Source organism: Vibrio comitans, from assembly GCA_024346835.1.
Classification (GTDB): Bacteria; Pseudomonadota; Gammaproteobacteria; order Enterobacterales; family Vibrionaceae; genus Vibrio; species Vibrio comitans.
Genome location: AP024867.1, coordinates 893,416 through 918,914, shown reverse-complemented (window position 1 = coordinate 918,914; position 25,499 = coordinate 893,416). Strand labels below are relative to the sequence as shown.

Here is a 25,499-nt window from a genome sequence, read left to right as displayed (position 1 = left end):
TACTATTTCCTAATATATGCATGAGTTGCATAGAGTAATCCACTTTTTATCATTTGCTTCATGCGTGCTCTATCCTTACTATTCGCGCCTTCAATTTCGAACAACCTTTACCTATGTTCTCACAATCTTTGACCGCACAATTGGTACGTTGGGCACTCTTGCTTAGCGTCAGTTTGCTAGCGGTACATAACTGCCAACCGATGCTAGATGTACTTGCAGAGCAAGCCATGGCTGCAGGTTGCCATCAGCATGATTCTATAGAGGGTCACATGCACGCCGAACACCACCAACACAAGCACCATCACTAGGAGCCACACATGAGCATTTTTCGTTTCCCACCTATCGTGTGGATAGGGATTGGTATATTAATCATCAGCCTAGGGATCAGACAGTCGTTTGGTATCTTTATGATGCCAATCTCAGACTATTTTGATACGGGTCGTGAGTTCTTCAGCCTTGCTATCGCACTGCAAAACCTACTGTTTGGAATGTTCCAACCCTTCGTTGGTATGGCCGCTGATAAATGGGGTGCTAAACGCATCATTATCATGGGTGCATTAGCCTACGGCTTAGGTCTATTTCTGACCTCAATCACTACCTCTACTGCGGTTGTATATTTGTCACTGGGCGCGCTAGTTGGACTGGGGTTAAGTGCGACTAGCTACGTGATCATTTTAGGTGTAGTAGCCAAGGTGGTTCCTGCGCAGCATGCTGCAAAAGCATTTGGCCTCACTACGGCTGCGGGTTCTTTTGGTATGTTTGCCATGATCCCTGGCGCACAAGCTATGCTGGCTAACTTCGGTTGGCAGGGAGCACTGCAAGGCTTTGCAATATTATGTACCTTAATGATTGCCTTTGTTGCCTTCATGAAGAGTAACAAAAAAGCTAAAGTCACCAGCGCTCAAGAACCAAAGCATCATGATGACATCACCTTAAAAGAAGCAATAAAAGAAGCGTTTACTCATAAAGGGTACTGGCTGATCCACCTAGGCTTCTTCGTCTGTGGCTTCCACGTGATGTTTATCGCAACTCACCTGCCAAGCTATCTAGCCGATAAAAACTTACCTGCATCAAGCGCAGCTATGGCGCTGGCTTATGTTGGTATCTTCAACATCTTTGGCTCGTACTTTTGGGGAATGATGGCGGATAAGTTTGATAAGCGACATATCAGCTTCGTGCTCTATCTGCTTCGCGCAGCCATTATTGCCGCATTTGTGACACTGCCTATTACTGAGTTTAGTGCGACGATATTTGGTGGTGCGATTGGCTTTGTGTGGCTAGGAACCGTGCCACTTACCTCAGGTTTGGTGCGCCAAATCTTTGGCCCTCAGTACATGTCCACTTTGTATGGCTTGGTGTTCTTGAGTCATCAGATTGGCAGTTTCTTAGGCGCTTGGGCTGGCGGTAGCATCTACGACCATTACGGCTCGTATGAACCGATTTGGTGGTCTACTGTGGCCTTGGCATTGCTGGCGGCTGTTGTGCATTTACCGATTAATGCTACACCTGTTGATCGCAGGGTTGCGGTGGCGAGTTGAGATAGGTTGATTATGTAAGCTTCGTCATCCTGGAAATTGCAAAGCAATTATTTAGGGCCTTGGAGAGTGTAAATTCAAACTATGTGCGCTCTAAGGTCCTGACTTTCGTCAGGATGACGCAGTGCGCTTGGATTAATGCGGAGGTTCAATTTTACCTCGAAACCACGTCATCCTGGAAGTTGCGAAGCAACTATCCAGGACCTTAGAGAGTACAAATCCAAACTATGTGCACCCTAAGGTCCTGATTTTCATCAGGATGACGGGGTGGCAGATACAAAGTTCAGCTACACGTCATCCTAAAGCACGAATTACTTCGCTTCTGACTTACCGTCGAACTTATCAGACCAAGTTTTTAGTACGTCTGCGCGCTCGTTGCCCATGCGAGCAAAGTCCATTTTAGCCATTTTTTGTTGTACGTTCGGGAAGTTAGCGATGGTTGCTTCTACTTCTTTGTGACCTACAACTGGGTACATTTCAATGTAAAGCTCATTAGCTTCTTTTGAGATAGACCAATCAACTACGCGCTTAGCCGCATCTGATTCTGCCACAAGGCCAACAGCTTCTGATTCCCAGCCAATACCTGCTGGAGTGATCACGTCTAGCGGAGCACCTTGAGTTTTCAATCTAGCGCCACGGCTTGCCATAGAAATACCGATAGCAACCTCACCCATACCGGCTTCTACACATGGTTTAGAGCCAGAATGTGTATAGTGAGCAATGTTCTGGTGAAGGTCTTTCATGTATTCCCAGCCTTTGTCCTCACCCATGTTCTGTAGCCATGCCGAAACTTGCATGTAACCCGTACCTGAAGAAGCAGGGTTTGGCATTGCAATCTGGCCTTTGTATACAGGGTTAGTTAGGTCTTCCCAAGATGTTGGTTTTGGCAGATCGAGTTGCTCAGCAACAGCTTCGTTAAAGCAAACGGCATTAAAGAATGCGTCATTGCCGTACCAAGCTTGTTCTGCCTGTGGGTCGTTTAACTCAGCACGTAGGTTGTCTAGACCACTTGGGGTATAAGGCATAAGAATGCCCTCTTCTTTTAGCAGAGCCATTGAAGAACCAGCCAGTCCCCATACTACTTCAGCTTGAGGGTTATTCTTTTCTGCTAGTAATTTCGCAGTCATGATGCCCGTTGAGTCACGAACCCATTTAATTTGGATATCTGGGTTAGCTTTCTCAAATGCATTTTTGTATTTAGCCAGAATATCTGCCTCAAAAGCGGTGTAAACCGTAACTTCTGTTGCTGCAAATACATTTGTTGCCAGTGTCGCCACTAATGCTGCCAAAGAACCCTTAATAAAACGGTTTTTCATCTTCTTAATCCTTAAATATTGATGGTCTGTACCAGATAACGAGAGCTAGGTTAGAGCGCTTAGATTACGGTTAAATGAACAAAAAATGGCATTTATAAGACGAAATCGAGTAATTATTGTCATTTTAAGTAGCTAGATGAAGGTTTTATGAAACCTGCTTTTTGACTATTTACCCATCGATAGTTGTCTTGTTATGGTACTTACATTAATTGGTATAGTCCAAAGAGACAAGATAATGCAAAATGAATATCTATTGCTGACACCCGGCCCTTTATCAACTTCTGAAACCGTTCGTGAGGCAATGCTTAAAGACTGGTGTACTTGGGATGATGAGTACAATAAAGAGATCGTTGAGGTCATTCGTAGCAAATTGGTAAAACTGGCTACAAAGAGCACCGGTTATACCTGCGTATTAATGCAGGGCAGTGGCACAGCCTCTGTTGAAGCGACTATAGGTTCGTCTATTCCTCACAATGGCAAACTATTGGTGGTGGACAATGGCGCTTATGGCGCACGAATGGCAGAAATTGCCAACTACCTTAATATTGCCTGTGAAGTATTAGCGCCGGGAGAAACTAGCCAACCCTCAGTTCAAGCGGTTGAAGAGCTGCTTCAACGCGATAGTGACATTACCCACCTTGCAGTTGTTCATTGTGAAACCACGACAGGAATGTTAAACCCAATCAATGAGTTAATCACTGTTGCTAAGCGCTATAACAAAGTGGTTATTCTTGATGCTATGTCTAGCTTTGGTGGAATCCAGATGGATATTGGCGAGATGGGCGTCGACTTTATGATCAGCTCAGCCAATAAGTGTATTCAAGGCGTACCAGGATTTGGTTTCGTTATTGCAAAGCAAAGTGAACTGGAAAAATGTAGCGGTCTCGCTCGCTCCCTAAGCCTAGATCTTTATGCTCAGTGGAAGTGCATGCAAGACAATCACGGTAAATGGCGCTTCACTTCACCGACTCACACCGTGCGAGCGTTTTATCAAGCACTGCTTGAGCTTGAGCAAGAAGGCGGCATTGAGGCTCGAGAGGCTCGCTATACAGAAAACCAACAAACCTTAGTGCAAGGCATGCGCTCTCTCGGTTTCGCACCGTTATTAAATGAGGCGCTTCATTCACCAATTATCACCTCATTCTACTCACCAAAAAATCGCGACTATCAGTTCAAAGCATTCTATGACCGACTAAAAGAAGAAGGCTTTGTTATCTACCCAGGCAAAGTCTCTAACGCCGATTGCTTTCGCATTGGCAACATAGGTGAAGTCTATCCAGCCGACATTAAACGCTTAATTGGTGCTGTTAAGAAAAGCATGTACTGGGAGATTGCATAATGACGACAGCTACTGCAAAGCCTACGCACTTTCGAAGCGAAGGGGATATAAATACTACCCCTGCGCGAACTAAGTGGAATGAGTCTTTACAACATGCACCTACCCAAGCCCTTTTAAAGCGAGATTCTGAGGTGTTTCTACATCAAGCGATGTCGACGCCTTGCCTTGATTCACTTGAAGGTGCGGATGGAATCTATCTAGAAGATACCCACGGTAAAAGGTACATGGATTTTCACGGCAACAATGTCCACCAGCTTGGCCATGGTCACCCAGCGGTAGTTAATGCCATTACCGAACAATTGGCAAATCTGCCTTTCTCTCCACGTCGCTTTACCAACGAAACAGCCGTTAGCTGCGCTGAAAAGCTGACGGAGATTTGTGGTGGCGAGCTAAATCGAGTCCTGTTTGCACCTGGTGGTACCTCTGTGGTCGGTATGGCGCTAAAGCTTGCTCGTCACATCACCAACAACTTCAAGGTAGTGTCTCTATGGGACTCTTTCCATGGAGCCTCTTTAGACGCCATATCTGTGGGCGGTGAAGCTTGTTTTCGTGAAGGAATGGGCCCGCTGATGTCAGGTGTAGAACGTATTCCTCCAGCAGTTTCCTATCGAGGCGCTCTTCCATCTCAAGATGGTAGCGATGTGCATTATGCGGACTATTTAGAATACGTTATTGAAAAAGAAGGTGGCATTGGCGCTTTCATTGCTGAGGCTGTTCGCAACACAGATGTACAAGTACCAAGCAAGGCCTACTGGAAGCGAATACGTGAGATTTGTGATAAGCACAGCGTGATGCTAATCATCGACGATATTCCTAATGGAATGGGACGTAGCGGCGAATGGTTTACCCACCAAGCCTATGATATTGAACCGGATATTCTGTGTATTGGCAAAGGCCTTGGTGGCGGTGTAGTGCCAATTGCAGCCATGGTAACCAAAGACAAATACAACACGGCGGCCCAAGTCTCACTTGGTCATTATACCCATGAAAAAAGCCCTATTGGTTGCGCTGCCGCTCTTGCCACTATCCAAACCATTGAGAATAACCAGCTGCTGGACAAAGTGCGTCAAGATAGTCTGTACGTAAAAGCCGAGCTAGAACGCATGAAAGCACAATATCCAGTCATAGGAGATGTGCGAGGCATTGGACTGCTGTGGGGGGTGGAACTGGTCACCAATCATGTGACTAAAGAGCGTGCCTTCGATGAGGCCGAAGCAGTTTTATATCAATGTTTAAATGATGGCCTGAGCTTTAAGGTCTCACAAGGTAATGTGATTCAGCTAAGTCCACCTCTGATTATTTCTCGTCAAGAACTCACCAGTGCACTTCAAATATTCGAAAGTGCGATTGCAAAAGTATGTAAGGATTTCAATTATGTCTAACTCAACTCTTTCGCCAATCCAAGCCGTCATCTTCGATTGGGCTGGCACCATTGTGGACTTTGGTTCATTTGCACCAACTAGCATCTTTGTTGAAGCGTTCAAGAGAGAATACGATTTTGACCTGACATTAGAAGAGGCGCGCGAGCCTATGGGGCTTGGCAAATGGGACCATATCCAAGCTGTAGGCCGAATTCCTTCAGTCGATGCTCGCTGGGTTGAACGATTTGGACAGCCAATGGGCACCCAAGATATCGACAACATCTATCAAACCTTCATGCCACTGCAAAAGGCAAAGGTGGCGGATCACGCTGCGCCGATTCCTCATGCACTTGACGTTATTCAAGGGCTTAAAGATAAGAACATTAAGATAGGCTCTTGCTCAGGCTACCCGCGACAAGTCATGGATATACTGATTGCGGCGGCTTCTGATTATGGCTATCAGCCAGATTGTGTTGTAGCCACTGATGATCTTCCCCAAGGTGGTCGTCCAGCGCCATTTATGGCACTAAAAAACGTCATTGAACTGGGTGTTAGCGATGTTCGCACTTGTATCAAGGTTGATGACGCTGCCCCTGGCATTGATGAAGGCCATAACGCTGGCATGTGGACTGTTGGTTTATTGCTATCGGGTAACGAAGCAGGTTTAACACTTCAAGAGTACCTAGATGCAGATGAGGCCACACTACAAGCAGGCCGAGATAAAGCTCGAGCTAAGCTAGAAAAAAGTAACCCGCATTATTTGATTGATACGATTGCTGATTTCCCTGAGGTTATCGCGGATATTGAGCGCAGACTAATGGCAGGCGAAAGACCGTAGAGACCAATTAGCTCCATAAGTGGTAGCCCTAGCTTGCAGTTGCAAACTACCCGCTGAAAGCTAGGACTACTTTACTGCCAGTTTAATTTCCACTAACATGGAAATATCTACTGGAGATCCCCATGCAATTAGAACAAGTCGCAAAAGCCCTTAAAGAACTCGGTCACCCTACTCGTCTTGCCATCTACAAACAGGTGGTTCGCGCGGGTCACAAAGGCATCCCTGTCGGTGATATTCAGCAGGAACTAGAAATTCCTGGCTCTACATTGTCACATCACATCTCTAGCCTTTCTTCTGCAAATCTCATCACACAACGTCGTGAAGGGCGCACCTTATACTGCTCCGCACTCTACGAGAACCTCAACACGGTTATTGATTTTCTACAAAATGAATGTTGTATCGACGAATGTGAGTAATTTTTAATCTCTTTACTTTCAATGATTTAACTTTTCCCGATTATATATTTCCATTTTTATCGAAATGAAATCTTGACTCACTCCGTTACATTTCTATAATTCCAATACATTCGAAATATAGAGTTTACCATTATGAACAACGAAATCATGACCATGGCGCAAGAAGCCGGTCACATGTTTTTATTCTTAGCTGCAGAATTGACTGTGCTATTTCTTGCCATCAGCTACTTGGTAGGCGTGCTGCAAGAGTTTATTACACCTGAAAAGATCCAATCGATCCTGAGCTCGAAAAACGGCAAAGGGTATTTTGTCGCTGCCCTACTTGGCTCAATTACCCCTTTTTGCTCATGTTCAACCATCCCGTTTTTAAAAGGTCTATTGAGAGCTAGAGCTGGATTTGGCCCAATGATGGTGTTCTTGTTTGCAAGTCCTCTACTTAATCCTGTGATCATTGGATTATTTGTAGTGACATTTGGCTGGCAGGTAGCACTATTCTATTTTGCAATCGCAATGACAGTATCTGTAGTAGCTGGCTATGTTCTTGAAAAACTGGGCTTTGAGAGATACGTTCGCGAAGAGGCATATCAAGCTGATACCTCGACAGGCTCTTGCGGCACTAGCTGTGATGACACTCCAAAAGCCTCAACTTGTGGTGAACCAAAGCCAGCGACGAGCTGCTGTGAGTCTTCTGCAGAACAAGTTGAAGTGAAAACTAACTGTGACGGCACATTAGCCATTGAGAAAGTAGAGCCAAGCCGCTGGGTGCGCATCTGGAACTCAACTTGGAAAGATTTTAAGCAAGTATTACCGTACTTAATGTTGGGTATCTTTATTGGCTCATTTATTTATGGATTTATCCCAACGGATCTCATCGCTAAATATGCGGGTGACAATGTATGGTACGCAATCCCAGTGGCAGCAGTCATAGGTATCCCGCTATACATTCGCGCTGAAGCCGTCATTCCTCTTAGCGCAGCTTTGGTTAAAAAAGGTATGGCTCTAGGTTCAGTAATGGCGTTAATCATCGGCTCTGCAGGCGCAAGTTTGACTGAAGTGATCTTGCTTAAATCTATCTTCAAGAATCAAATGATTGTAGCATTCTTGACGGTAATCCTAGGCATGGCAATGGGCGCAGGTGTTTTGTATAGCTACTTGTTTTAAACAATAGAAACGTCACCCCAACCACAGCGTCATCCTGATGAAAATCAGGACCTTAGGATGCACAAAGTTTAGATAATCACTCACCAAGATCCTGGATAGTTGCTTCGCAACTTCCAGGATGACGTCGTTGTTATTGATGTGCTAGCAGTGCCACCAAGTAAATCGCACTGACATTACCCAAACCACCCCATCATCCAAACCACAACGTCATCCTGACGAAAGTCAGGACCTTAGAGTGCACAAAGCTTAGATAATCACCCACCAAGATCCTGGATAGTTGCTCGGCAACTTCCAGGATGACGTCGTTGTTGATGATGTGCTAGATGTGCCACCATGTAAATCGCACCGACATAACCCAAACCACCGCGTCATCCTGACGAAAGTCAGGGCCTTAGGATGCACAAAGTTTAGATAGTCACTCTCCAAGATCCTGGATAGTTGCTTCGCAACTTCCAGGATGACGTTATGTTATTGGTGTGCTAGCGGTACCACCATGTAAATCGCACCGACATAACCCAACCCACAACGTCATCCTGACGAAAGTCAGGACCTTAGAGCGCACAAAGCTTAGATAATCACTCACCAAGATCCTGGATAGTTGCTCCGCAACTTCCAGGATGACGTTCTTTATTACATTACTTACGACGAGCCTTCTTAGCTACCTTACCTTTCTTTCTATCTTTCGCCTTTTTAACCCCAGCCTTGCGGCCAACATTACCTTCCACGCCAAAACCACCTTTTTTAAGTAGTGCTTTGCCTTCGGTAGAGTTGATGTAGGTTCGTGCTTGGGCGTCTCCTTCATTGGCCGCCTCTTGAAGCATCTGGCGAAGTGGCATTGGGGTTTTCACTGAGCGCACTTCTTTAAACAGATCGATAGAGCGCAGCGCAACCACGGACTTGATGTGTGCAATCTTTTGCGAATCTTCCGTTTGTGCTACCGCTCGGTCAAAGATCTTGATTAAGAACTCTTGATGCCCCTCAGCCAACGCAATTACATCTACCAATAGAGCTTCCACTTCCAATGCAATTGGCAAATCCTCATAAGACTCAACCATCATATCTGCGCTCTGTTGCACAGATAGCCCTTTACATACTGCTTTACTGTCAGAAATAAATGCCGCATAACCTTTGAAAAAATTCAATGCTGGGGCTCTCTTTGCTTGTGCCTCTATCAAGCCGGAACGTAGTGAGCGTAGTGCGACTTCATCTTGCGGGTCTGCCTCATAACGCTTAATTTTCTCAAACAAATCTAGAGTCAAAGAAGCTTTATGTTGAACCTTTAGACCTTGCTGAATAAACTCTAAATACGTTTTATTATCTAGCTTGTAGGTTACCGAAAGCATAGTCGACAGAGCTTGATGATTACCTTTCATCGCAGCTTCCGCTAGATAGTCGAGCCCTAGCTTCGATTCTTCAATACGAGTGAGATATTGACCAAATCCAAGCAATGCCTCTCCGTCTTTATCGTATTGAAGCGCTTTTTTGTAGAGCTCTTTGATCTGTGTTGAGGTTTTATCCACTAGCTGTTTTTCGGCGTAGGCATTAGCCATTAACAGCCATATACAAGTGCAGCCCTGAAGAATCGCTTTGTTTGACCAATACTCCAAATCAAGCTGCCAACTAGCGCGCTGCTGTTTACTCGCAAACTCTTTAGAAGAAAGCTTATCTAAGAAGTGCTGAGCAATACTGTAACTTGATTGACTGCTGCCACTTAACGCAAGAGCGACTGAGTCTGCTAACTCTAAGGTATGATTTTCTTGCCACTCAGGTATCTGATTGTTGCCAATACTCAGTAACTTACCTGCTACATACTTAGCAATTTCATGCATCTCTTGCATGAGTTCACGCATACGGGAATGAGACAAGGTAATTTGCGCCACAAAGTGACCATGACTTTCGCTGATATGTACTGATTGATTACCCAAATGACGCAGAGTGTTCATACTTTCAATCACCCAAGCATCAACCTTTCCAGAGGCCTCAAGTTGCTTAAGTTTATTGATCAAGTCACCAGAAACTGGCGGTATAAGACCATAGAAACGCCCGAGTTCATGGCACGCCAGTTCAACAAATAGGCGCATCTTAGCCAAGCTCGACTGCGTATCTGACGAGGCATACTTTTCTGCCTGTATTGCTTGGATATACAATTCGTTAAGCTCACTTTGCAAGAAAGCGTAGTTATCAACTGACTGGGTTGTGTGGAATGAATCATGTTGTGCTTGAGACATAATGTAAGCCTTATTATTAATTATTTGCGGTAATAATAGCCAGGTAGGCGACAAATAATGTCCCGTAACAAAGATGTATGTTTTATAGGCAAACTGAGGTGGCGCTAAGATCCTGAGTTGAACTCAGGATGACGAATCGATTCTATATGTGGGATTAAGTTCTAATTTTCTGAAGAGCCGGAATATAGCTCAGGATGACGTTACTGGTTGTCATCACGTACTGTCCATGTAGGATAGTAAGTTGTTAATTTTATTCACCCAAGGATGATTGTGAGCTGGATTCTTTTCACTTTTTTGGCCGCTTTTAGTCAAGCGTGGCGCAATGCGTTTCAGAGTCAACTGAGCAAGACACTCAATGTGACTGGGGTGACTCTGGCACGATTCCTATGGGCGAGTCCGCTAGCGCTAATTTACCTTGTAGCACTCTATCAATGGCAACCTACTGAACTTCCTACCTTCACCGAGCACTCATGGTTTTTCTTAATAGGCGCCTCCATCATGCAGATAGTCGCCACTGCGCTTATGGTGGTACTGTTCAAGCAAAAGAACTTCGCTATTGGCGCTGGTCTGGCTAAATCTGAAGCGCCAGTTTCTGCTTTTTTGGGAGTGCTATTCTTTGGCACAAGCTTGACGTTTCTTGGCTGGATAGGGGTATTAATAGGCGGCGTTGCCGTATTGATCCTCAGTTGCCCGCAGGGCTTTCGCAGCATATCCCTCAATACTGCTGCATTGGGTTTAGCTTGTAGCAGTGCTTTTGCCCTTACCTCCCTTTGGATACGAGAGGCAAGTCTCAGCTTAGCCTTGCCATTTCCCCACCGCGCTGCGTGGGTGTTATTCATCGTTATTTTGTTGCAAACCGTTATGCTGACAAGCTATCTGCTCATTAGAGATAGAGAAACATTGAAGCAAATGCTCAGCAAACCAAAGCTAGTCATCATGACCACTATCGCCAGTTTTGTCGGCTCTTTTGGTTGGTTCAGCGCCATGTCATTGCAAGCTGTGCCCTACGTGAAGACATTAGGGCAAGTCGAGATCTTTTTTACTATGTTAGTTTCCTACTTCTACTTGAAAGAAAGCATCCCAAGAAAGGACATTGTTGCGCTATTACTGGTTGCGGTAGCGGCTGGTTTGGTAATGTGGCAGTAGGGCGGGTTAGGTTGGACCTAAGGTCCTGACTTTCGTCAGGATGACGGAAATGTATGAAACAGAGAGGTCATCCTAGAAATGACAACGTCATTATCTAGGATCTTCGATTCAGCAATGTTCAATAATTTGAAGCTATCGGTCACGCCTTTTAACCCTTTGAATCAAGCTAATTACTCTCTCACCCACACATTGACCATGCTGTTCTAACTCAGCTTGTATTTGTTGTAGGCTGTTTGTTCTTGAGTCATAGAGAATAACAGCTGTCTCATCCCCTGCCTGCAAGTTGTGGGTTTCTCCATATTCGGTATAACGAACTGCGCCTACCATGACGTAAATATCGTTAGAATAATCGGACGCTTTTATCAACTCTTGGACATCATGTAAGGCACCTTCCTCCCTTTGAATGACGATTTGCTGATTAATCCACTGCGTCAAATCATCATAGAAGACGGTGTACTCTGTTAAGGCTGTATCTTTGCCCGTCATTCGCCAAGTGCCCCCACTGCAATGAAAGCCACAAAGACGAAGATGCTCTAAGCCACTATCAAATCGCTCTAGCGTGATTTCCTTACTGGCCAGTCCTTTGGAAGCCTCCCCCCAGTTTTTCTTCTGGGCTAACTTCCGAGCGTCACAGTTTCGGTATGTAGCGTCATTGGCTACTGTCATAGCATGTGGCGTTAATTGAATAGCATGGTCGTGCGATGGCTTATGTACAGAAAACCTAACCGCTAACTCGGGCTCCATTTGCACTCGCGCATTAACGTCATCGGGTAGCAATAAGGTGTTCTGTGAGTAGGGAACCACGCTCAAGTAACTCTCGCGAACATCAGGAATATAAACGGGAAACAAAGCGCGAGGTTTGTCATTTTCATCACTAACCTCAAGTGCTGTGATTTCTCCCGTTTGATCTAGGTGACCGGCACTATTGCCGGCAATACCGAAACCTACAAGGTGTTGATAATCGTTCATATCAATCCTCTGCAGAATCTGGATTAGCCATAAGCTGCACCATATCAATCAAGCAATTCAAGGCAGCAGTGACATCTTGCTCATTGACCTGCTCACGAGGGTTATGGCTAATGCCTTTCTCGCAACGCACAAATAGCATCCCGATATCCGTGATGTTAGCCATCACCATAGCATCATGGCCTGCTCCGCTTGGTAAGAAGCACGCCTCTTTGCCCGTTTGTTGTTTAACAACCTCGCCCCACTGCTGCTGCAATTGTGGATGACAAGGCACGGCACTTGCCTGGTAGGTCATTTCAGAGGCCAGTGTCAGTTGACGGCGCTGAGCGATCTGTTCAAGCTGAAAGTGAAGTTCACTGCACGCCACTTCTAAATCACCTTGTACTGCACTGCGAATATCAAGAGAGAATGTCACTTCACCAGGAATGACGTTTACCGCACTAGGCTTCACATTGCACTTGCCCACAGTAGCAACCACATTATGCTCTAGACCATAAGCCTCTATGGTACTTACCATCTCAGCAACCCCACATAACGCGTCCATACGCAGAGTATGTGGCACGGTCCCTGCGTGGCCCGCCATTCCCTTAACAGTAAATTGATAACGCTTAGCACCTGCAATTCCCGTCACTACGCCAACAGGAAGATTAAGATCCTCCAACACGGGACCTTGCTCTATATGTACTTCTAGATAGGCCTGCACATCCTCGGGTAAGCGTGCGTCTTTGCCTGCTTGCTCTGGGGCTAAGCCAAAGCTCAACATAGCCTCACCCATCGCAATGTTTTGGCTGTCTTTGATATCCAACCATGCTGGTTGAAAGCATCCTGCCACTGCGCTTGATCCGATAAGCGTGGTATTAAAGCGCACCCCTTCTTCATCAGCAAAAGCGACCAAGTCCACATGAAACGGCAGGTCGACACCGCTGAGTTGCTCTAAGGCCTCTAGTCCAAGCAAGATGCCTAAGTTACCATCGTATTTTCCTGCATTAACCACAGTATCACTGTGAGAGCCGATGATGATTGTAGGCTGCGTTGGGTTTGCTGAGACTTTTCTTCCCCATTGATTTCCAACACTGTCCTGCCAAACCTCTAGCCCGGCATCAAGCATCCAATCAGACAATTGCTGGTGGGCATGTTTGTGCTCTTTAGTAAGATAAGCTCGAGTTAGCCCTTTCTCCATCGCACTAAATTGGGCCATTTCATCGGCCCTTTGTAATATTTTCTCGCCGCTACCTTGCGTCATTCTTTACGTTCCTATGTGCAATTAGTGACCGTAGTGTTCCATGGCAGCAACGACCGCTTGCCCCGGAATAATCTTCGCTTTGTGTTTGATTAAGATCGACTCCAATGCCGCTAAAGTGGTCAGTACGCATTCTTGACGAGCATTAAAGCCCATAGTGCCAATACGCCAGATCTTGCCATGTAGCGGGCCAAATGACGTGCCGATCTCGATACCGAAGCGGTGCAGCAGCTCAAGACGAATTTTCTCTCCGTCAACGCCTTGCGGAATATAGACTCCCACAACGTTATTCATCTTGAACTGCGGATTACCAAACAGCTCTAATCCCATAGCACGTAAGCCTGATGCCATTGCGTCACCCGCTATTTTATGACGTGCAACCACTTGGTCCGCTCCTTCCTCTAAGAACAAGCGTGCACACTCACGAGCGGCATACAGCATACTTGTCGCTTCAGTATGGTGGTTAAGGCGCTCTGGGCCCCAGTAGTCCATCACCATAGCAAGATCGAAGTAATTGGATTGAATCATCGCCTCGTCACCAGCAACATGGTGGTCCGCTCGGATCCCAGCTTCAATGTGTTTGCGGCGATTGATCACCTCGGCACAACGATCGCTTAGTGTAATTGGCGCACTGCCCGACGGGCCTCCCAAGCACTTTTGCAAACCCACAGACACAGCATCAAGGTGCCATTCATCGGTTTTAAGGTGGTTACCCGCTACCGAAGCCGTAGCGTCACAGTAGAACAGCACATCGTAACGTTGGCAGATCTCTCCCATCTCTTTTAGAGGCTGATTCATCGTGGTAGAGGTATCCCCTTGTACCGTCGCTAAAAGCTTAGGTTGAAACTCTTTGATGGCTTTCTCTATTGCCTCTGGTGGGCACACCTCACCCCACTCAATATCAATAGTCTTCACCTTAGCACCTACACGCTCTGCAATTTCACACAGCAAGTGACCAAAGCGGCCAATTACAGGGATAAGCACTTTATCGCCTGGCTGCAATATCGACACCAAGACAGCCTCTATACCGGAGCGAGCAGTACCGTCCACCAGCATGGTCTGTTGATTCTCAGTTTGAAAAACACCGCGATACAACTGCTGAACTTGATTCATATAGCCTGTCATCACCGGATCGTATTGACCAATCAGAGAAGATGAAAGGGCTTGATGAACTCTAGGGTAAGCATTGATTGGGCCAGGACCCATTAACATGCGCTGAGGTGGATTTAGAGTTTCAAATACAGTGTTGTTAGTCATGTGTTTCTCCAAGAAAATAGGTTCCATCACTACGAGGATCGCTGGTTGCAGATGCGTCCCCTTGTGGATTCAGTACAACGGCGCCGGCGTGGCCCATTAATTCGTTTTGGTCAGCTACTACAGTGACGTCATGTCCCATCTGGGTCAGCTCTTCTGCATGCTGTTGATAAAGTGCTTGCTCCAATCTGAGGTTATTAGTTGAGTCACCCCAGGTTCTGCCCAGTAACCATCTAGGCTCGGCAACCGATTGAGAAAGAGTTTTGCCTTGATAAAGGTAACGGCTAAATAGACAAGCTTGAGTCTGCGGTTGGCCTTCGCCTCCCATGGTTCCGTAGACCATACGGCGACCATCGTTAAGCTCGACATAAGCAGGATTAAGGGTGTGAAATGGCTTCTTACCCGGCAGCAAGGCATTGTGGTGTAATGGGTCTAGCGAAAAGCTTTGACTGCGGATATTCCATAAAACTCCCGTCTCCGGCAGCACCACTCCAGAACCAAACTCCCAGTAAATACTTTGAATAAAGCTCACCATAGTGCCGTACTGATCCGTAGCTCCCATCCAAATGGTATCGCCCGGCTTAGCAACGTGAGGCCATACCTGTGCTTGCGTAGCAGAAATACCAGACACACATTGCTGGATCACCTCGTCGGTAAGCAAAGATTGTAGAGGCTGCTCAAGATAAGATTCATCGGTGACAACGCGATCACGGATAATGAATGCCTGCTTAGTCGCTTCAACCAACAGGTGTATGTGGTCAATCTCTTGCTCAGCTTGGCTAGCAAGCTTGTCGTAGATTGCCAAAATGAGTAATGAAGCAACTCCTTGAGTGGGTGCACCGAAGTTAAACAGCTTGCCCTTTGAAATGTTCACATTCAGAGGTGGTAATACTTTCGCCTGATGCTGATTAAGATCCTCAAGAGAGATCGGACTGCCTGCTTTTTTTAGATCTGATGCTATGCGGCTTGCTGTTTCACCACGGTAGAAGTCATCAAGTCCATGTTCAATCAAGGCTGTTAATGTCGAAGCCAAAGCCGGGTTCTTGACCGTGTCACCAAGGGCTAGAGGCTGACCTTGTTTTAGGTATAATTTGGCAAACTCTTCATCACCGCCCAAGCGCTGTAAGGTTTTCTCACTAGCATTCACTAAGCTTTGCGTCACGCGAATGCCATTTTTGGCCGCATCGATCGCCGGTGACAGCAGTTGCTGTAATGAGCACTCACCGCCATTGAGTTGCAGGGCCTTATCCCAACCAGACACCGTACCAGCCATGGTAATCGCAGATGCTCCGCCACTTTCTGGTAGCGGTTTACCTTGGCCTCGGTAAGCATCAGGATTAACCGACAGGCTAGCAGCGCCACAGGCATCAATGGCAATAGGCGTTTCATCTTTTTTACAGATTAACCAAAATCCATCGCCACCAATGCTGTTCATATGCGGATATTGCACAGCCACCATAGCAGCCGCAGCTACCATTGCCTCACTTGCTGTGCCTCCTGTGTCCAGTATCGACTGTCCAACTTTGGCGGCTTCTGAATGAGGCGCAGTAAAGGCAGTTTGAAAGCTCATGCCCATTCTCCTTCTAGCATTTGCTCTGCCGTCTCAATTAGCGTTGATTCACTATTGGCAAGTCCCATCAAGGAGATCCCTGTTGGGCCCTCAATCAGCCCTGGCATAGGTAGGTGCAACTGAGGAAGACCTGCAAGACCGGCAATAGAGGTTAATCCCATAAGCTCGGTTCGATATTGAGCAAGAGATGAGTCGCTCGTATTTAGCTTTGGTGGCCCCATTGGTGTGGTAGGCAATAACCAAGCGCCCTTTAACATACTGATATTATTAACTAGCGCATGAGTAAAGCTCGCCTGTTCACTCTTAGCAGACAGATAGTCATCTTCGCTGATAGTTCGAGCCCATTCCACGCGCTGCATAATCCTTGGGTCTAAGCTCTCACCATGTTGGTTAAGCCATTGCCCATGAGTTTGAATAATCTCGTAGCCCTGAATAGTGCGGAACATCAAGCTTAGAGAACTCAGGTTTAAACCAATGTCAGCCAAAAATCGTACCGGTTTAAGGCTAATACCCGCATTTTCACACCATTTAACCAGCATTTGATGGCGTTCTTTACTCAAGAACTGAGCAAGGTCCTGATCAAGATATAAGGTATCGATTCTCTCGACTGGCTGAACCTCTTGGTTTAAAGCACTAAACACCGTCTTCATCATCGTAAGGTTGCGAGTAAACACCCCCGTAGTATCAAAGCTCGAAGACAGTTCAAAGCAGTGTTCAAGAGTGAGTGAGCCTAATGTGGGCCTAAGACCATACAAACCACAGTAACTGGCAGGCACACGTACCGAACCACCTGTATCAGTACCGATGGCAAAGTCAGCATGCCCAAGGGCTACGGCCACTGCGCTGCCACTCGAAGATCCACCGGGAATACAGTCAGGTGCAAGCGGATTCAAGGGCGTGCCATAGTGAACATTTGTGCCATTCAGGCTATAGGCAAGCTCATCAGTTTGAACTCGACCCACGCAACTTGCTCCCTGTTTAAGCAGAGTTTCAATAATGGGCGATGTACTTTTCGCGGTTGGGTGCGTCGCAAGCCACGTTGGGTTTCCTGCACCTGTAGTAAAGCCTTCGACATCAAATAAGTCTTTAAATACGAAGCTAGCGCCATCAAGCACCCCTTGATTGATGGGGGCTAATCCAAGAGGGCCTTGCTGGCAATAGAGACTGGTATCGTGTTGACGTGTATTCATCATGCCTCCATTACTTCGCCATAACGGCGAGATCTTGCTCTGCACTCTTCGCGTAACGGTTTGCCATCACTGCGCAGTAGAAAATCTGAATTGGGTGATACAGCATGATAGGCAACAAAATCATGCCTAAAGATGGGTCCGAACCAAAAATTACCGCAGCCATAGGAACGCCGGCGGCAAGGGTTTTCTTAGTGCCACAAAATACTGCAGCCACTTCATCTTCGCGACTAAAGGCACTCTTGCGTGCTCCCCACTGAAATAGGTGGATCATTACCATCAGCACGACAACACAAACAGCGATGGTCGTTGCCAGCATTGCGATAGAGAAGGTTTGCCAGATGCCATTTGCCACTGAATCACAGAACGCGTTATAGACAATCAGTAAGATGACGTATTTATCTACTTTATTGACCACTGCTTTGTGTTTTTCCGCGAAGGCAAGCAGCAACGGACGTGCAAGCTGCCCCACTAGCATTGGCAATAGCAACAGCTTGGCTATCGACACTACAGAGTCCATCAGGTTTAGCTCTGCTCCTTCAAAGCCCATAAATAGCTGAATCAAGAACGGAGTGATCAGAACACCGATAATGCTAGAGAGAGAAGCATTGAAGATAGCGCCTGGGACATTTCCCTTGCCCACGCTGGTCATAGCAACGGAAGACGACACGGTACTTGGCAGTACAAAGAGATAGCAAAAGCCAAAAGCAAGCGCTGCAGGCATATAGGCTAGGAATACATCACCAAAAATGACCCACAGCAGTGGGTAAAAAATAAAGGTAGCTGACTGGATAAACAAGTGCAGACGCCAGTTGCTCAAACCCGCTTTGATAGCACTTGGTGCCAAGCCCAACCCATGTAAGAAGAATACGATGGCAACACCAATACCCGTCAGTCTATCTAGGTGAATCGCTCCTCCGCTTTTACCTAGATCTGGCGTTATGGTCGCTAGGGCAATGGCAATGACCATCCCGACTAGAAACCACTCTTTTTTTAGTTTACTTACTATGTTCATTGTTAGGATTACTTCTCTAATTTATTCAAGTTCGTCGAGTTGCGAGTATTGAGAGCTGATCTTGCCGCTAACCTTGATTGCTTCAGCCCCTAAATGACGATAAACCGTGTTGACTAAGTAGGAGATCAAGCTCATTGGGGCTGCGTAGCTATCTAACGGATTCTGATTGTTCATATGACAAATCAAGTAGTGTGAGACGCTAGATATGTACTTTTGTCCTGACTGGTCGGTGATAAGCAAAGTGTCATGCTCTGCCAAGGACTCTAGGATTTTGCCAAAATGATTAACGCGCCTGCGAATACCAATAACAATGACAAAATCCTCATCAGTAATTGAGGCAATGTCCTCACCTATGGTTTGTCCGGGCGTTGGCAACAATTCAACATTGCCACGACATTGCATCAACTGCTGTCTAAAGTGCAGCGCCAATGGATAGCTATTACGATAACCAATGATTTTTATTCGCTTAGACGATGCCAGTTTTTCGGTAAGATCAGTCAAATCCAATTCACTGAGCTGTGCCCACAGCTGTTCAAGAGAGAGAAGCTCTTGCTGAAGCTCTTTCTCTTCTGCTGGAGCGGTAATCACTGGCGCGCCTTTATCGCGTTCACTCAGTAGTTCATTGCGTAGCGCTACATGATCCTCATAACCCAGTTTGCGAATAAATCGGCTTACACTCGCCTTCGACACCTCACATGCTTCCGCTATCTCATTGGTTGATAGCATCAGGATTTTTTCAGGATTGAGCTGTAAATAATCGGCTAAGCGACGATTGCTTTTGGTCAGCTCTGAGTAGTGTCGGATAATTCGTTCACTTAACGGGTTACTGATGGGACTCATTGAGCGCTCCTACAAATAGAATGAGTTAACGTACTGCAGACAAAAAGCCTTGTAGTTCAGGCGTTTGTGGGTTTGCAAATACTTGACTGCTTTCCCCTGTCTCCCAAACTTTGCCCTCATTCATAAACACCACCTTGTCACCTACATCGCGAGCAAAGTTCATTTCATGGGTCACTAAGATTAGGGTCATTCCCTCAGCCTTGAGTTGCTCTAAAACCTTAAGTACTTCCCCAACAAGCTCCGGATCGAGCGCCGATGTAATCTCGTCACATAGCAGTACCTTAGGGTTCATAGCCAAAGAGCGAGCAATGGCTACACGCTGCTGCTGACCACCAGACAGGTTGCCAGGATAGGCATCAAACTTGTCAGCAAGGCCTACCTTTTCAAGCAGCTCTTTCGCTATCTCTCGACATTCTTGTGGGCTTTTCTTTAACACCAGTTTTGGTGCAAGCATGACGTTCTCACCGACCGTCTTGTGCGGAAATAGGTTGAAGCTTTGAAATACCATGCCAACACTGCGACTAAGAAGTCTAAGTTTGTAGTCATCATCTTCTACCGCTTGGCTATCAACGATAATGACACCTTCTTCATAGGTCTCAAGACCGTTCATACAGCGCAATAGCGTACTTTTTCCAGAGCCACTGCGACCAATAATGGAGATCACCTCACCCGCATTAATCTTTAGATCTACACCTTTTAATACGTGATTTTCGCCATAGTATTTATGGACTTTTTCTACACTAACGAGTGGCATGATTTTTACTCTCCAAGTGGCGGGCTAATAAAGACAGTGGAAAACAGATAACAAAATAAAGTAGGGCTACAAAAGCAAACACCTTGAACGGTTCGAAGGTCGCGTTGTTAAGCATGGTTCCAGCTTTAGTGAGCTCAACAAAACCAATAATCGATGCCAACGCTGTTCCCTTAACAATCTGCACCGAAAAACCAACGGTAGGCGCAATAGCCATGCGCATTGCTTGAGGTGCAATGATGTAACGCATGCTCTGCAAGTAAGTAAGACCAAGTGTGCGGCAAGCTTCCCATTGACCTTTAGGCAAGGAGTCGATACAACCGCGCCAGATGTCATGAAAAAATGCGCTACTAAATAAAGTCAGAGACAAAATAGCAGCAGACCAAGCGCTGACTTCTATCCCGAGTAGAGATAAACCAAAGAAGGTTAGAAACAGCTGCATCAAGAGTGGCGTACCTTGAAATATCTCCACATACACTTGAATGAGGCGAGTAAATACGACATTTCGAGTACTGCGTAGGAAGGTCAACAAGGCGCCAATAATGCCACCACCGACAAATGCGATTAGGGACAATAAAACAGTCCAACGCGCCGCCATCAGAAGGTTTCGCAAAATGTCCCAGTCAGTAAATTCCATCATGTCTGAGATCTCCTATAAAGATGGGTTTTTGAAGCTTGCTTGCTTCACCATGGCAAAGACTTGGCGCATGAGCATGGATAACAGCAAGTAGATCAAGGCAGTCACCAAATACGCCTCAAAGCTTAAAAAGCTTCGTGACTGTGCAAAGTTGGCTGCAAACGTCAGTTCTTCAACAGAAATCTGCGACACGACAGCAGAGCCGAGCATCACGATGATGCATTGGCTAGTAATCGCTGGATAAACACGCTGATAAGCCGGTGGCAAAATGACATGCATAAAGGTTTGACGGTTGGTAAGACCTAATACTCGCCCTGCCTCCCATTGCCCCTTTGGCGCTGCTTCAATCCCTGCGCGTATAATCTCTGCGCTGTATGCACCAAGGTTAATCACCATGGCAATACAACCTGCCTGCCATGCCGTTAGCTTTAAGCCAATAGCTGGCAGACCAAAGAAGATAAAAAACAGCTGCACAATAAACGGCGTATTTCGAATCACTTCTATATAACTAGCACAAAGCAAACGCAGCCAACGATAGCTGTTGATGCGTCCCGCAGCACACAAGGTACCCAGTAGTAGGCCACCTACCGTAGAAATGGTCGTTAACTTAACGGTGGCCCAAGCTCCGGTAAGGAGCTGGGGCAAGTACGGAGCAAGACCTGCGATATCAAGTTGATAGCTCATTGATGGGTTCCTAATTAAGCGCCAAGTGAAGCTGGAAATGGCGCCTTAAGCCACTTCTGAGAAATATTCTCTAGCTCACCCTGTGATTTCGCTTGTTTGATAAGAACATTGATCTCATCTAGTAGCTCAGTATCGCCTTTCTTAATGCCGATGTAGCATGGAGAATCCTTCAGCATGAACTTAACCTGAGGCGCTTTAGCTGGATTTCGGCTAGCAATTTCGGTCACGACTAGGTTACCTGTAGCAATCAAGCTTACTTGGCCAGATAGGTATGCAGATAGTGTTGCATTGTTGTCTTCGTAGCGTTTTAGTGTTGTGCCCTTTGGCGCTATCTTGCTCAGCTCGATGTCTTCCACAGAGCCACGCGTTACACCAACGGTTTTACCTGCTAGTTCTTCTGGAGCAGATACCGTTTCAGCATCACTACCAAACACACCAAGGAAGAAAGGAGCATAGGCATCAGTGAAATCGATCGCTCTCTCACGTTCTGGATTTTTACCCAGGCTTGAAATCACTAGGTCGACTTTACGTGTTTGCAGGTAAGGAATGCGGTTAGCACTGGTCACAGGTACAAGCTCAAGCTTTACTTTCATCTGATCGGCAAGGTATTGCGCCATATCGATGTCATAGCCTTGTGGCTGAAGATTAATATTTACCGAACCAAATGGAGGGAAGTCTTGTGGTACTGCCACTTTTAATACGCCACTATCTTTAATAGCGTCTAATTGGTTGGCGCTAGCCACTTGAGCACTCAGCAACAAAGATGCGGTCAAAACGGTTTTGAGTACTGCCTTAAATACTTTGGTAGAAACGTTCATATGGTATTTCCTTATAAAGAAATGAAACAATTGGAACAACTGATTCAACTACTGCAACGAACGTGCCAAAAATAAAAAAATACTTATTAACGCTAGGTAATCAGGGGCCTGACAGCATTTATAGATGAGAGTGAACTTGTTGAAATGAAACGATAAATGATTTATTTGGTGCAATGCTTGCGCCATAACGACGCATGGCGGGGTTTGGTTGTAGCTAAGATCCTAGATAGTTGCGCTGCAACTTCTAGGATGACGATGTGAGGACTAACGCCTGCTAAGGCAATAATAACGACGTCATTGTGGAAAGCTTGAAAGGGCTAAACCTATAAATTGTGAGTTCAGTTGCTTCCAAGTTCCTAGATAGTTACTTTGCAACTTCTAGGATGACGATGGGTGAGTTTGTGCGGTGCTAAACAGCAACACACTACGCCAATTACAAAAACGTCATTCTGGAAAGCTCAAAGAGCTTAACCTATAAACTATTGCGTTCAGTTGCTTCCAAGTTCCTAGATAGTTGCTCTGCAACTTCTAGGATGACGTCGTGTGAGTTAGTGCAGTGCTAAGCAGCAGCACACACTACGCCAATTACAAAAACGTCATTGTGGACAGCTCAAAAGAGCTTAACCAATAAATTGGTGAGTTCAGTTGCTTCCAAGTTCCTAGATAGTTGCTTTGCAACTTCTAGGATGACGACGTGTGAGTTAGTGCCGCGCTAAACAGCAGCACACACTATGCCAATTACAAAAACGTCATTGTGGAAAGCTCAAAAGAGCTTAACGTATAAATTGGTGAGTTCAGTTGCTTCCAAGTTCCTAGATAGTTGCTCTGCAACTTCTAGGATGGCGACGGGTGAGTTTGTGCGGTGCTAAACAGCAGCACTCACTACGCCAATTACAACAACGTCATTCTGGAAAGCTCAAAGAGCTTATCCAGAACCTTAGAAAGTGCAGAACTCAATTAGACACAACGTAAAGACACGGTTAACCCAAATGCGCCCTAAGCGCAGACACAGCCTGCTTAGTTGATTCAAACGCAAACCCATTTAAATCTATCTCATTCACTGGCATCCAGCTTAGGCTTTCAACATCGTCATCAGCGATAATTTTTGCATCGTCGTCAAGCGTGACAATGAACACCATATCGCAGGTTGTGTAGACCACGTCTTTATAAGGGTAAACATTTGGAAAGGAAGTCAGGTAGCTAAATGCCTTCGGTTCTACACCTATTTCTTCTTTTAACTCGCGGTTTAACGCCGTTTCAGCACTTTCACCGGGGTCAACATACCCACCAGGTAAATCCCATTGCCCTTTGCCGGGTTCGCGCGAACGAGTGGCAACTAGGAGCAGTGTTTCTGAATTGGCGTTTTGCTTGATGACAGCTGCCATTACCGCCGCCGCCATATTTTGAAAGTAGGTGAAGTCGCATTCGCGACAGTTAAACTGATTTTTAATCGTGGTTAAGCTCTTAACTCCGCACTTAGGGCAGTAAAGCATTGATTGACACCTAGATTGAATACATGGAATTGCTTCACTTTATTATTCATAGCAAGGGTTTACAATCTATCAAATGTTGCAAGCACGTCGTTTCTGACTTCTTTTACAGACAACCTATTCACCTTAACTAGCTTATTACTGTATATTCCGCTCACATCATAAGAACTTCAATTGCTGATTGCTCACTCTAGGTAGTGATGCGTTTATGGTAGCTCAGTTGATGTACAGCTATTATTGAAGAGTAAACCTTCAAAACTTGGTTGTGCTTCATGCCCCTAACTGGCTTTTAGCCGTATTGTCGTAATAGGTAAAGAATATGTACTCAATTTTTGATATCTACAAAATAGGTGTCGGTCCTTCTAGCTCTCATACCAACGGTCCTATGCTTGCTGGGTATCATTTTACGCAACTTATTCAACAAGATGTGGCGAAGGTAGTCCGCATCCAGGTGGATTTGTACGGCTCGCTATCTCTTACAGGTAAAGGTCACCATACCGATCGTGCTTCGATTCTTGGCCTACTTGGCAATCGCCCTGACACAATCAAAATCTCTAGTGCTAACGCTGAGATGCGAAGCGCCATTAGCGATGGGAAAATGAATATTGCCAGCCATCACCTAATTGATTTTGATTACGATAAAGACATTCTGTTCCATACCGACAACCTGCCATTGCATGAAAACGGTATGACTATCTCGGCGTTTGACGCTGCAGGTACTCGTGTAGGTTTTGAAACTTACTACTCGATTGGTGGCGGCTTTATTGCAACAGAGGATGAACTGCAACACGGCAAAAAGACCAAAGATGTTTCGGTAGAATTTCCTTTCGCCAGTGCCGATGAGATGCTAGCTCAAGCTGAGAAAAACGGCTTAAGCCTTGGTGGTATGGTGCTTCGCAATGAACTTGCCTTCCAAGATACCGCCGCCATCAATGCCAAGGCAGACCAGATTTGGAAAGTAATGCGCCTATGTATGGAGCGCGGTTTTGAAACCGAAGGCATTTTAGATGGCGGACTCAATGTTACGCGTCGTGCACCTAACTTGCTGAAGAAGCTAGAAGCGAATGCTTTGGTTGAAAACGATCCTATGGAGATCTTGGATTGGATCAACCTCTTTGCCTTTGCAGTGAGTGAAGAAAATGCTGCAGGTGGTCAGGTTGTGACTTCTCCTACCAATGGTGCGGCTGGCGTTATCCCTGCGGTGCTCATGTACTACAACCGCTTTATTAAAGAGCTAGACACTAAGCAGCTTAAAGACTTTATGGCAGTTTCTGGCGCTATCGGTATTTTGTACAAGACCAATGCTTCGATCTCTGGTGCAGAGGTAGGTTGTCAGGGTGAAGTAGGCGTATCTTCATCAATGGCAGCTGCTGGCTTAACAGCGCTACGTGGTGGCAGTAACGAGCAAATTTGTATCGCCGCAGAGATTGCAATGGAGCATTCACTGGGCATGACGTGTGACCCTATCGGCGGTCTGGTTCAGGTACCTTGTATCGAGCGTAACGCAATGGGTGCGATGAAGGCAATTAATGCATCTCGCATGGCGCTGAAACGCTCTAGTAAGTGCCTGATTTCTCTAGATGATGTTATCGATACCATGTATCAAACGGGTAAAGATATGAACAAGAAATATCGCGAGACATCCCTTGGTGGACTGGCAATGATTCACCTTGCTCCGCCGTGTGAATAGAGTTGCTGTACTAAGTA

General features: G+C 46.0%; 23 protein-coding genes. 9 read left to right on the top strand and 14 right to left on the bottom strand.

Annotation, left to right across the window (positions count from 1 at the left end; genetic code table 11):
- Positions 1-113: 113 nt before the first annotated feature.
- Both OCU46_RS17885 and OCU46_RS17880 read left to right on the top strand, forming a co-directional pair.
- On the top strand, positions 114-308 hold the full coding sequence (locus OCU46_RS17885) for a hypothetical protein (RefSeq protein ID WP_141271488.1): 195 nt from the start codon (positions 114-116) through the stop codon (positions 306-308).
- 9 nt (positions 309-317) lie between these two features.
- Positions 318-1,538, top strand: coding sequence for an MFS transporter (locus tag OCU46_RS17880; RefSeq protein ID WP_141271489.1), 1,221 nt, complete (start codon positions 318-320; stop codon positions 1,536-1,538).
- A gap of 308 nt (positions 1,539-1,846) precedes the next feature.
- On the opposite strand, the gene OCU46_RS17875 is transcribed toward OCU46_RS17880, so the two are convergent.
- Positions 1,847-2,851: a putative 2-aminoethylphosphonate ABC transporter substrate-binding protein gene (locus tag OCU46_RS17875; protein ID WP_141271490.1), complete on the bottom strand. Its 1,005-nt coding sequence runs from the start codon at positions 2,849-2,851 to the stop codon at positions 1,847-1,849.
- A gap of 235 nt (positions 2,852-3,086) precedes the next feature.
- Here OCU46_RS17875 and phnW point away from each other — a divergent pair, with 235 nt between their 5' ends.
- The 5 genes from phnW to OCU46_RS17850 all read left to right on the top strand — a co-directional run bounded on the left by phnW (position 3,087) and on the right by OCU46_RS17850 (position 7,966).
- Positions 3,087-4,190: a 2-aminoethylphosphonate--pyruvate transaminase gene (gene phnW, locus OCU46_RS17870; protein ID WP_141271491.1), complete on the top strand. Its 1,104-nt coding sequence runs from the start codon at positions 3,087-3,089 to the stop codon at positions 4,188-4,190.
- On the top strand, positions 4,190-5,572 hold the full coding sequence (locus OCU46_RS17865; RefSeq protein WP_141271492.1) for an aspartate aminotransferase family protein: 1,383 nt from the start codon (positions 4,190-4,192) through the stop codon (positions 5,570-5,572). The genes phnW and OCU46_RS17865 overlap by 1 nt, the downstream gene beginning before the upstream one ends.
- Positions 5,565-6,389, top strand: coding sequence for a phosphonoacetaldehyde hydrolase (gene phnX, locus OCU46_RS17860; RefSeq protein ID WP_141271493.1), 825 nt, complete (start codon positions 5,565-5,567; stop codon positions 6,387-6,389). Before OCU46_RS17865 ends, phnX begins: the two co-directional genes overlap by 8 nt.
- Before the next feature lie 122 nt (positions 6,390-6,511).
- Complete coding sequence (locus tag OCU46_RS17855; protein WP_141271494.1) at positions 6,512-6,805, top strand: ArsR/SmtB family transcription factor; 294 nt, start codon at positions 6,512-6,514, stop codon at positions 6,803-6,805.
- Between the two features lie 132 nt (positions 6,806-6,937).
- Positions 6,938-7,966 carry a permease gene (locus OCU46_RS17850; RefSeq protein WP_141271495.1) on the top strand — a complete coding sequence of 343 codons (1,029 nt, stop codon included), beginning with the start codon at positions 6,938-6,940 and terminating at the stop codon, positions 7,964-7,966.
- 635 nt (positions 7,967-8,601) lie between these two features.
- On the opposite strand, the gene OCU46_RS17845 is transcribed toward OCU46_RS17850, so the two are convergent.
- Positions 8,602-10,194, bottom strand: coding sequence for a DUF4145 domain-containing protein (locus OCU46_RS17845; RefSeq protein ID WP_244311409.1), 1,593 nt, complete (start codon positions 10,192-10,194; stop codon positions 8,602-8,604).
- Between the two features lie 264 nt (positions 10,195-10,458).
- Here OCU46_RS17845 and OCU46_RS17840 point away from each other — a divergent pair, with 264 nt between their 5' ends.
- Positions 10,459-11,340 (top strand): DMT family transporter, encoded by an 882-nt coding sequence (locus tag OCU46_RS17840; RefSeq protein ID WP_167495387.1) that lies wholly within the window; start codon positions 10,459-10,461, stop codon positions 11,338-11,340.
- 132 nt (positions 11,341-11,472) lie between these two features.
- Here the strand turns inward: OCU46_RS17840 and OCU46_RS17835 are convergent, their stop codons facing one another.
- The 12 genes from OCU46_RS17835 to OCU46_RS17780 all read right to left on the bottom strand — a co-directional run bounded on the left by OCU46_RS17835 (position 11,473) and on the right by OCU46_RS17780 (position 23,795).
- Positions 11,473-12,309: a DUF5718 family protein gene (locus OCU46_RS17835; protein WP_141271497.1), complete on the bottom strand. Its 837-nt coding sequence runs from the start codon at positions 12,307-12,309 to the stop codon at positions 11,473-11,475.
- A 1-nt stretch (position 12,310) separates the two neighbouring features.
- Complete coding sequence (locus OCU46_RS17830; protein ID WP_141271498.1) at positions 12,311-13,549, bottom strand: allantoate amidohydrolase; 1,239 nt, start codon at positions 13,547-13,549, stop codon at positions 12,311-12,313.
- 21 nt (positions 13,550-13,570) lie between these two features.
- Positions 13,571-14,803, bottom strand: a complete 1,233-nt coding sequence (locus OCU46_RS17825; RefSeq protein ID WP_141271499.1) for a pyridoxal-phosphate-dependent aminotransferase family protein — start codon at positions 14,801-14,803, stop codon at positions 13,571-13,573.
- A complete protein-coding gene (locus OCU46_RS17820; RefSeq protein ID WP_141271500.1) occupies positions 14,796-16,370 on the bottom strand; it encodes a gamma-glutamyltransferase family protein in 1,575 nt (524 codons plus the stop codon). Before OCU46_RS17820 ends, OCU46_RS17825 begins: the two co-directional genes overlap by 8 nt.
- On the bottom strand, positions 16,367-17,560 hold the full coding sequence (locus OCU46_RS17815) for an amidase (protein ID WP_141271501.1): 1,194 nt from the start codon (positions 17,558-17,560) through the stop codon (positions 16,367-16,369). Before OCU46_RS17815 ends, OCU46_RS17820 begins: the two co-directional genes overlap by 4 nt.
- Before the next feature lie 10 nt (positions 17,561-17,570).
- Positions 17,571-18,572: a bile acid:sodium symporter family protein gene (locus OCU46_RS17810; protein ID WP_141271502.1), complete on the bottom strand. Its 1,002-nt coding sequence runs from the start codon at positions 18,570-18,572 to the stop codon at positions 17,571-17,573.
- Positions 18,573-18,593: 21 nt separating this feature from the next.
- Positions 18,594-19,412, bottom strand: coding sequence for a MurR/RpiR family transcriptional regulator (locus OCU46_RS17805; RefSeq protein WP_141271503.1), 819 nt, complete (start codon positions 19,410-19,412; stop codon positions 18,594-18,596).
- A gap of 25 nt (positions 19,413-19,437) precedes the next feature.
- Positions 19,438-20,166: an amino acid ABC transporter ATP-binding protein gene (locus OCU46_RS17800; protein WP_141271504.1), complete on the bottom strand. Its 729-nt coding sequence runs from the start codon at positions 20,164-20,166 to the stop codon at positions 19,438-19,440.
- Positions 20,153-20,803 carry an amino acid ABC transporter permease gene (locus OCU46_RS17795; protein ID WP_141271505.1) on the bottom strand — a complete coding sequence of 217 codons (651 nt, stop codon included), beginning with the start codon at positions 20,801-20,803 and terminating at the stop codon, positions 20,153-20,155. The genes OCU46_RS17800 and OCU46_RS17795 overlap by 14 nt, the downstream gene beginning before the upstream one ends.
- Before the next feature lie 12 nt (positions 20,804-20,815).
- The gene (locus OCU46_RS17790; protein WP_141271506.1) at positions 20,816-21,484 is read right to left on the bottom strand and encodes an amino acid ABC transporter permease; all 669 of its coding nucleotides are present in this window, start codon (positions 21,482-21,484) and stop codon (positions 20,816-20,818) included.
- A 14-nt stretch (positions 21,485-21,498) separates the two neighbouring features.
- Entirely contained in the window at positions 21,499-22,302 is an 804-nt protein-coding gene (locus OCU46_RS17785) for a transporter substrate-binding domain-containing protein (protein ID WP_141271507.1), read from the bottom strand.
- Positions 22,303-23,282: 980 nt separating this feature from the next.
- Complete coding sequence (locus OCU46_RS17780; protein WP_141271508.1) at positions 23,283-23,795, bottom strand: NUDIX hydrolase; 513 nt, start codon at positions 23,793-23,795, stop codon at positions 23,283-23,285.
- Positions 23,796-24,111: 316 nt separating this feature from the next.
- Here OCU46_RS17780 and OCU46_RS17775 point away from each other — a divergent pair, with 316 nt between their 5' ends.
- The gene (locus tag OCU46_RS17775; RefSeq protein ID WP_141271509.1) at positions 24,112-25,482 is read left to right on the top strand and encodes an L-serine ammonia-lyase; all 1,371 of its coding nucleotides are present in this window, start codon (positions 24,112-24,114) and stop codon (positions 25,480-25,482) included.
- Positions 25,483-25,499: the final 17 nt, after the last annotated feature.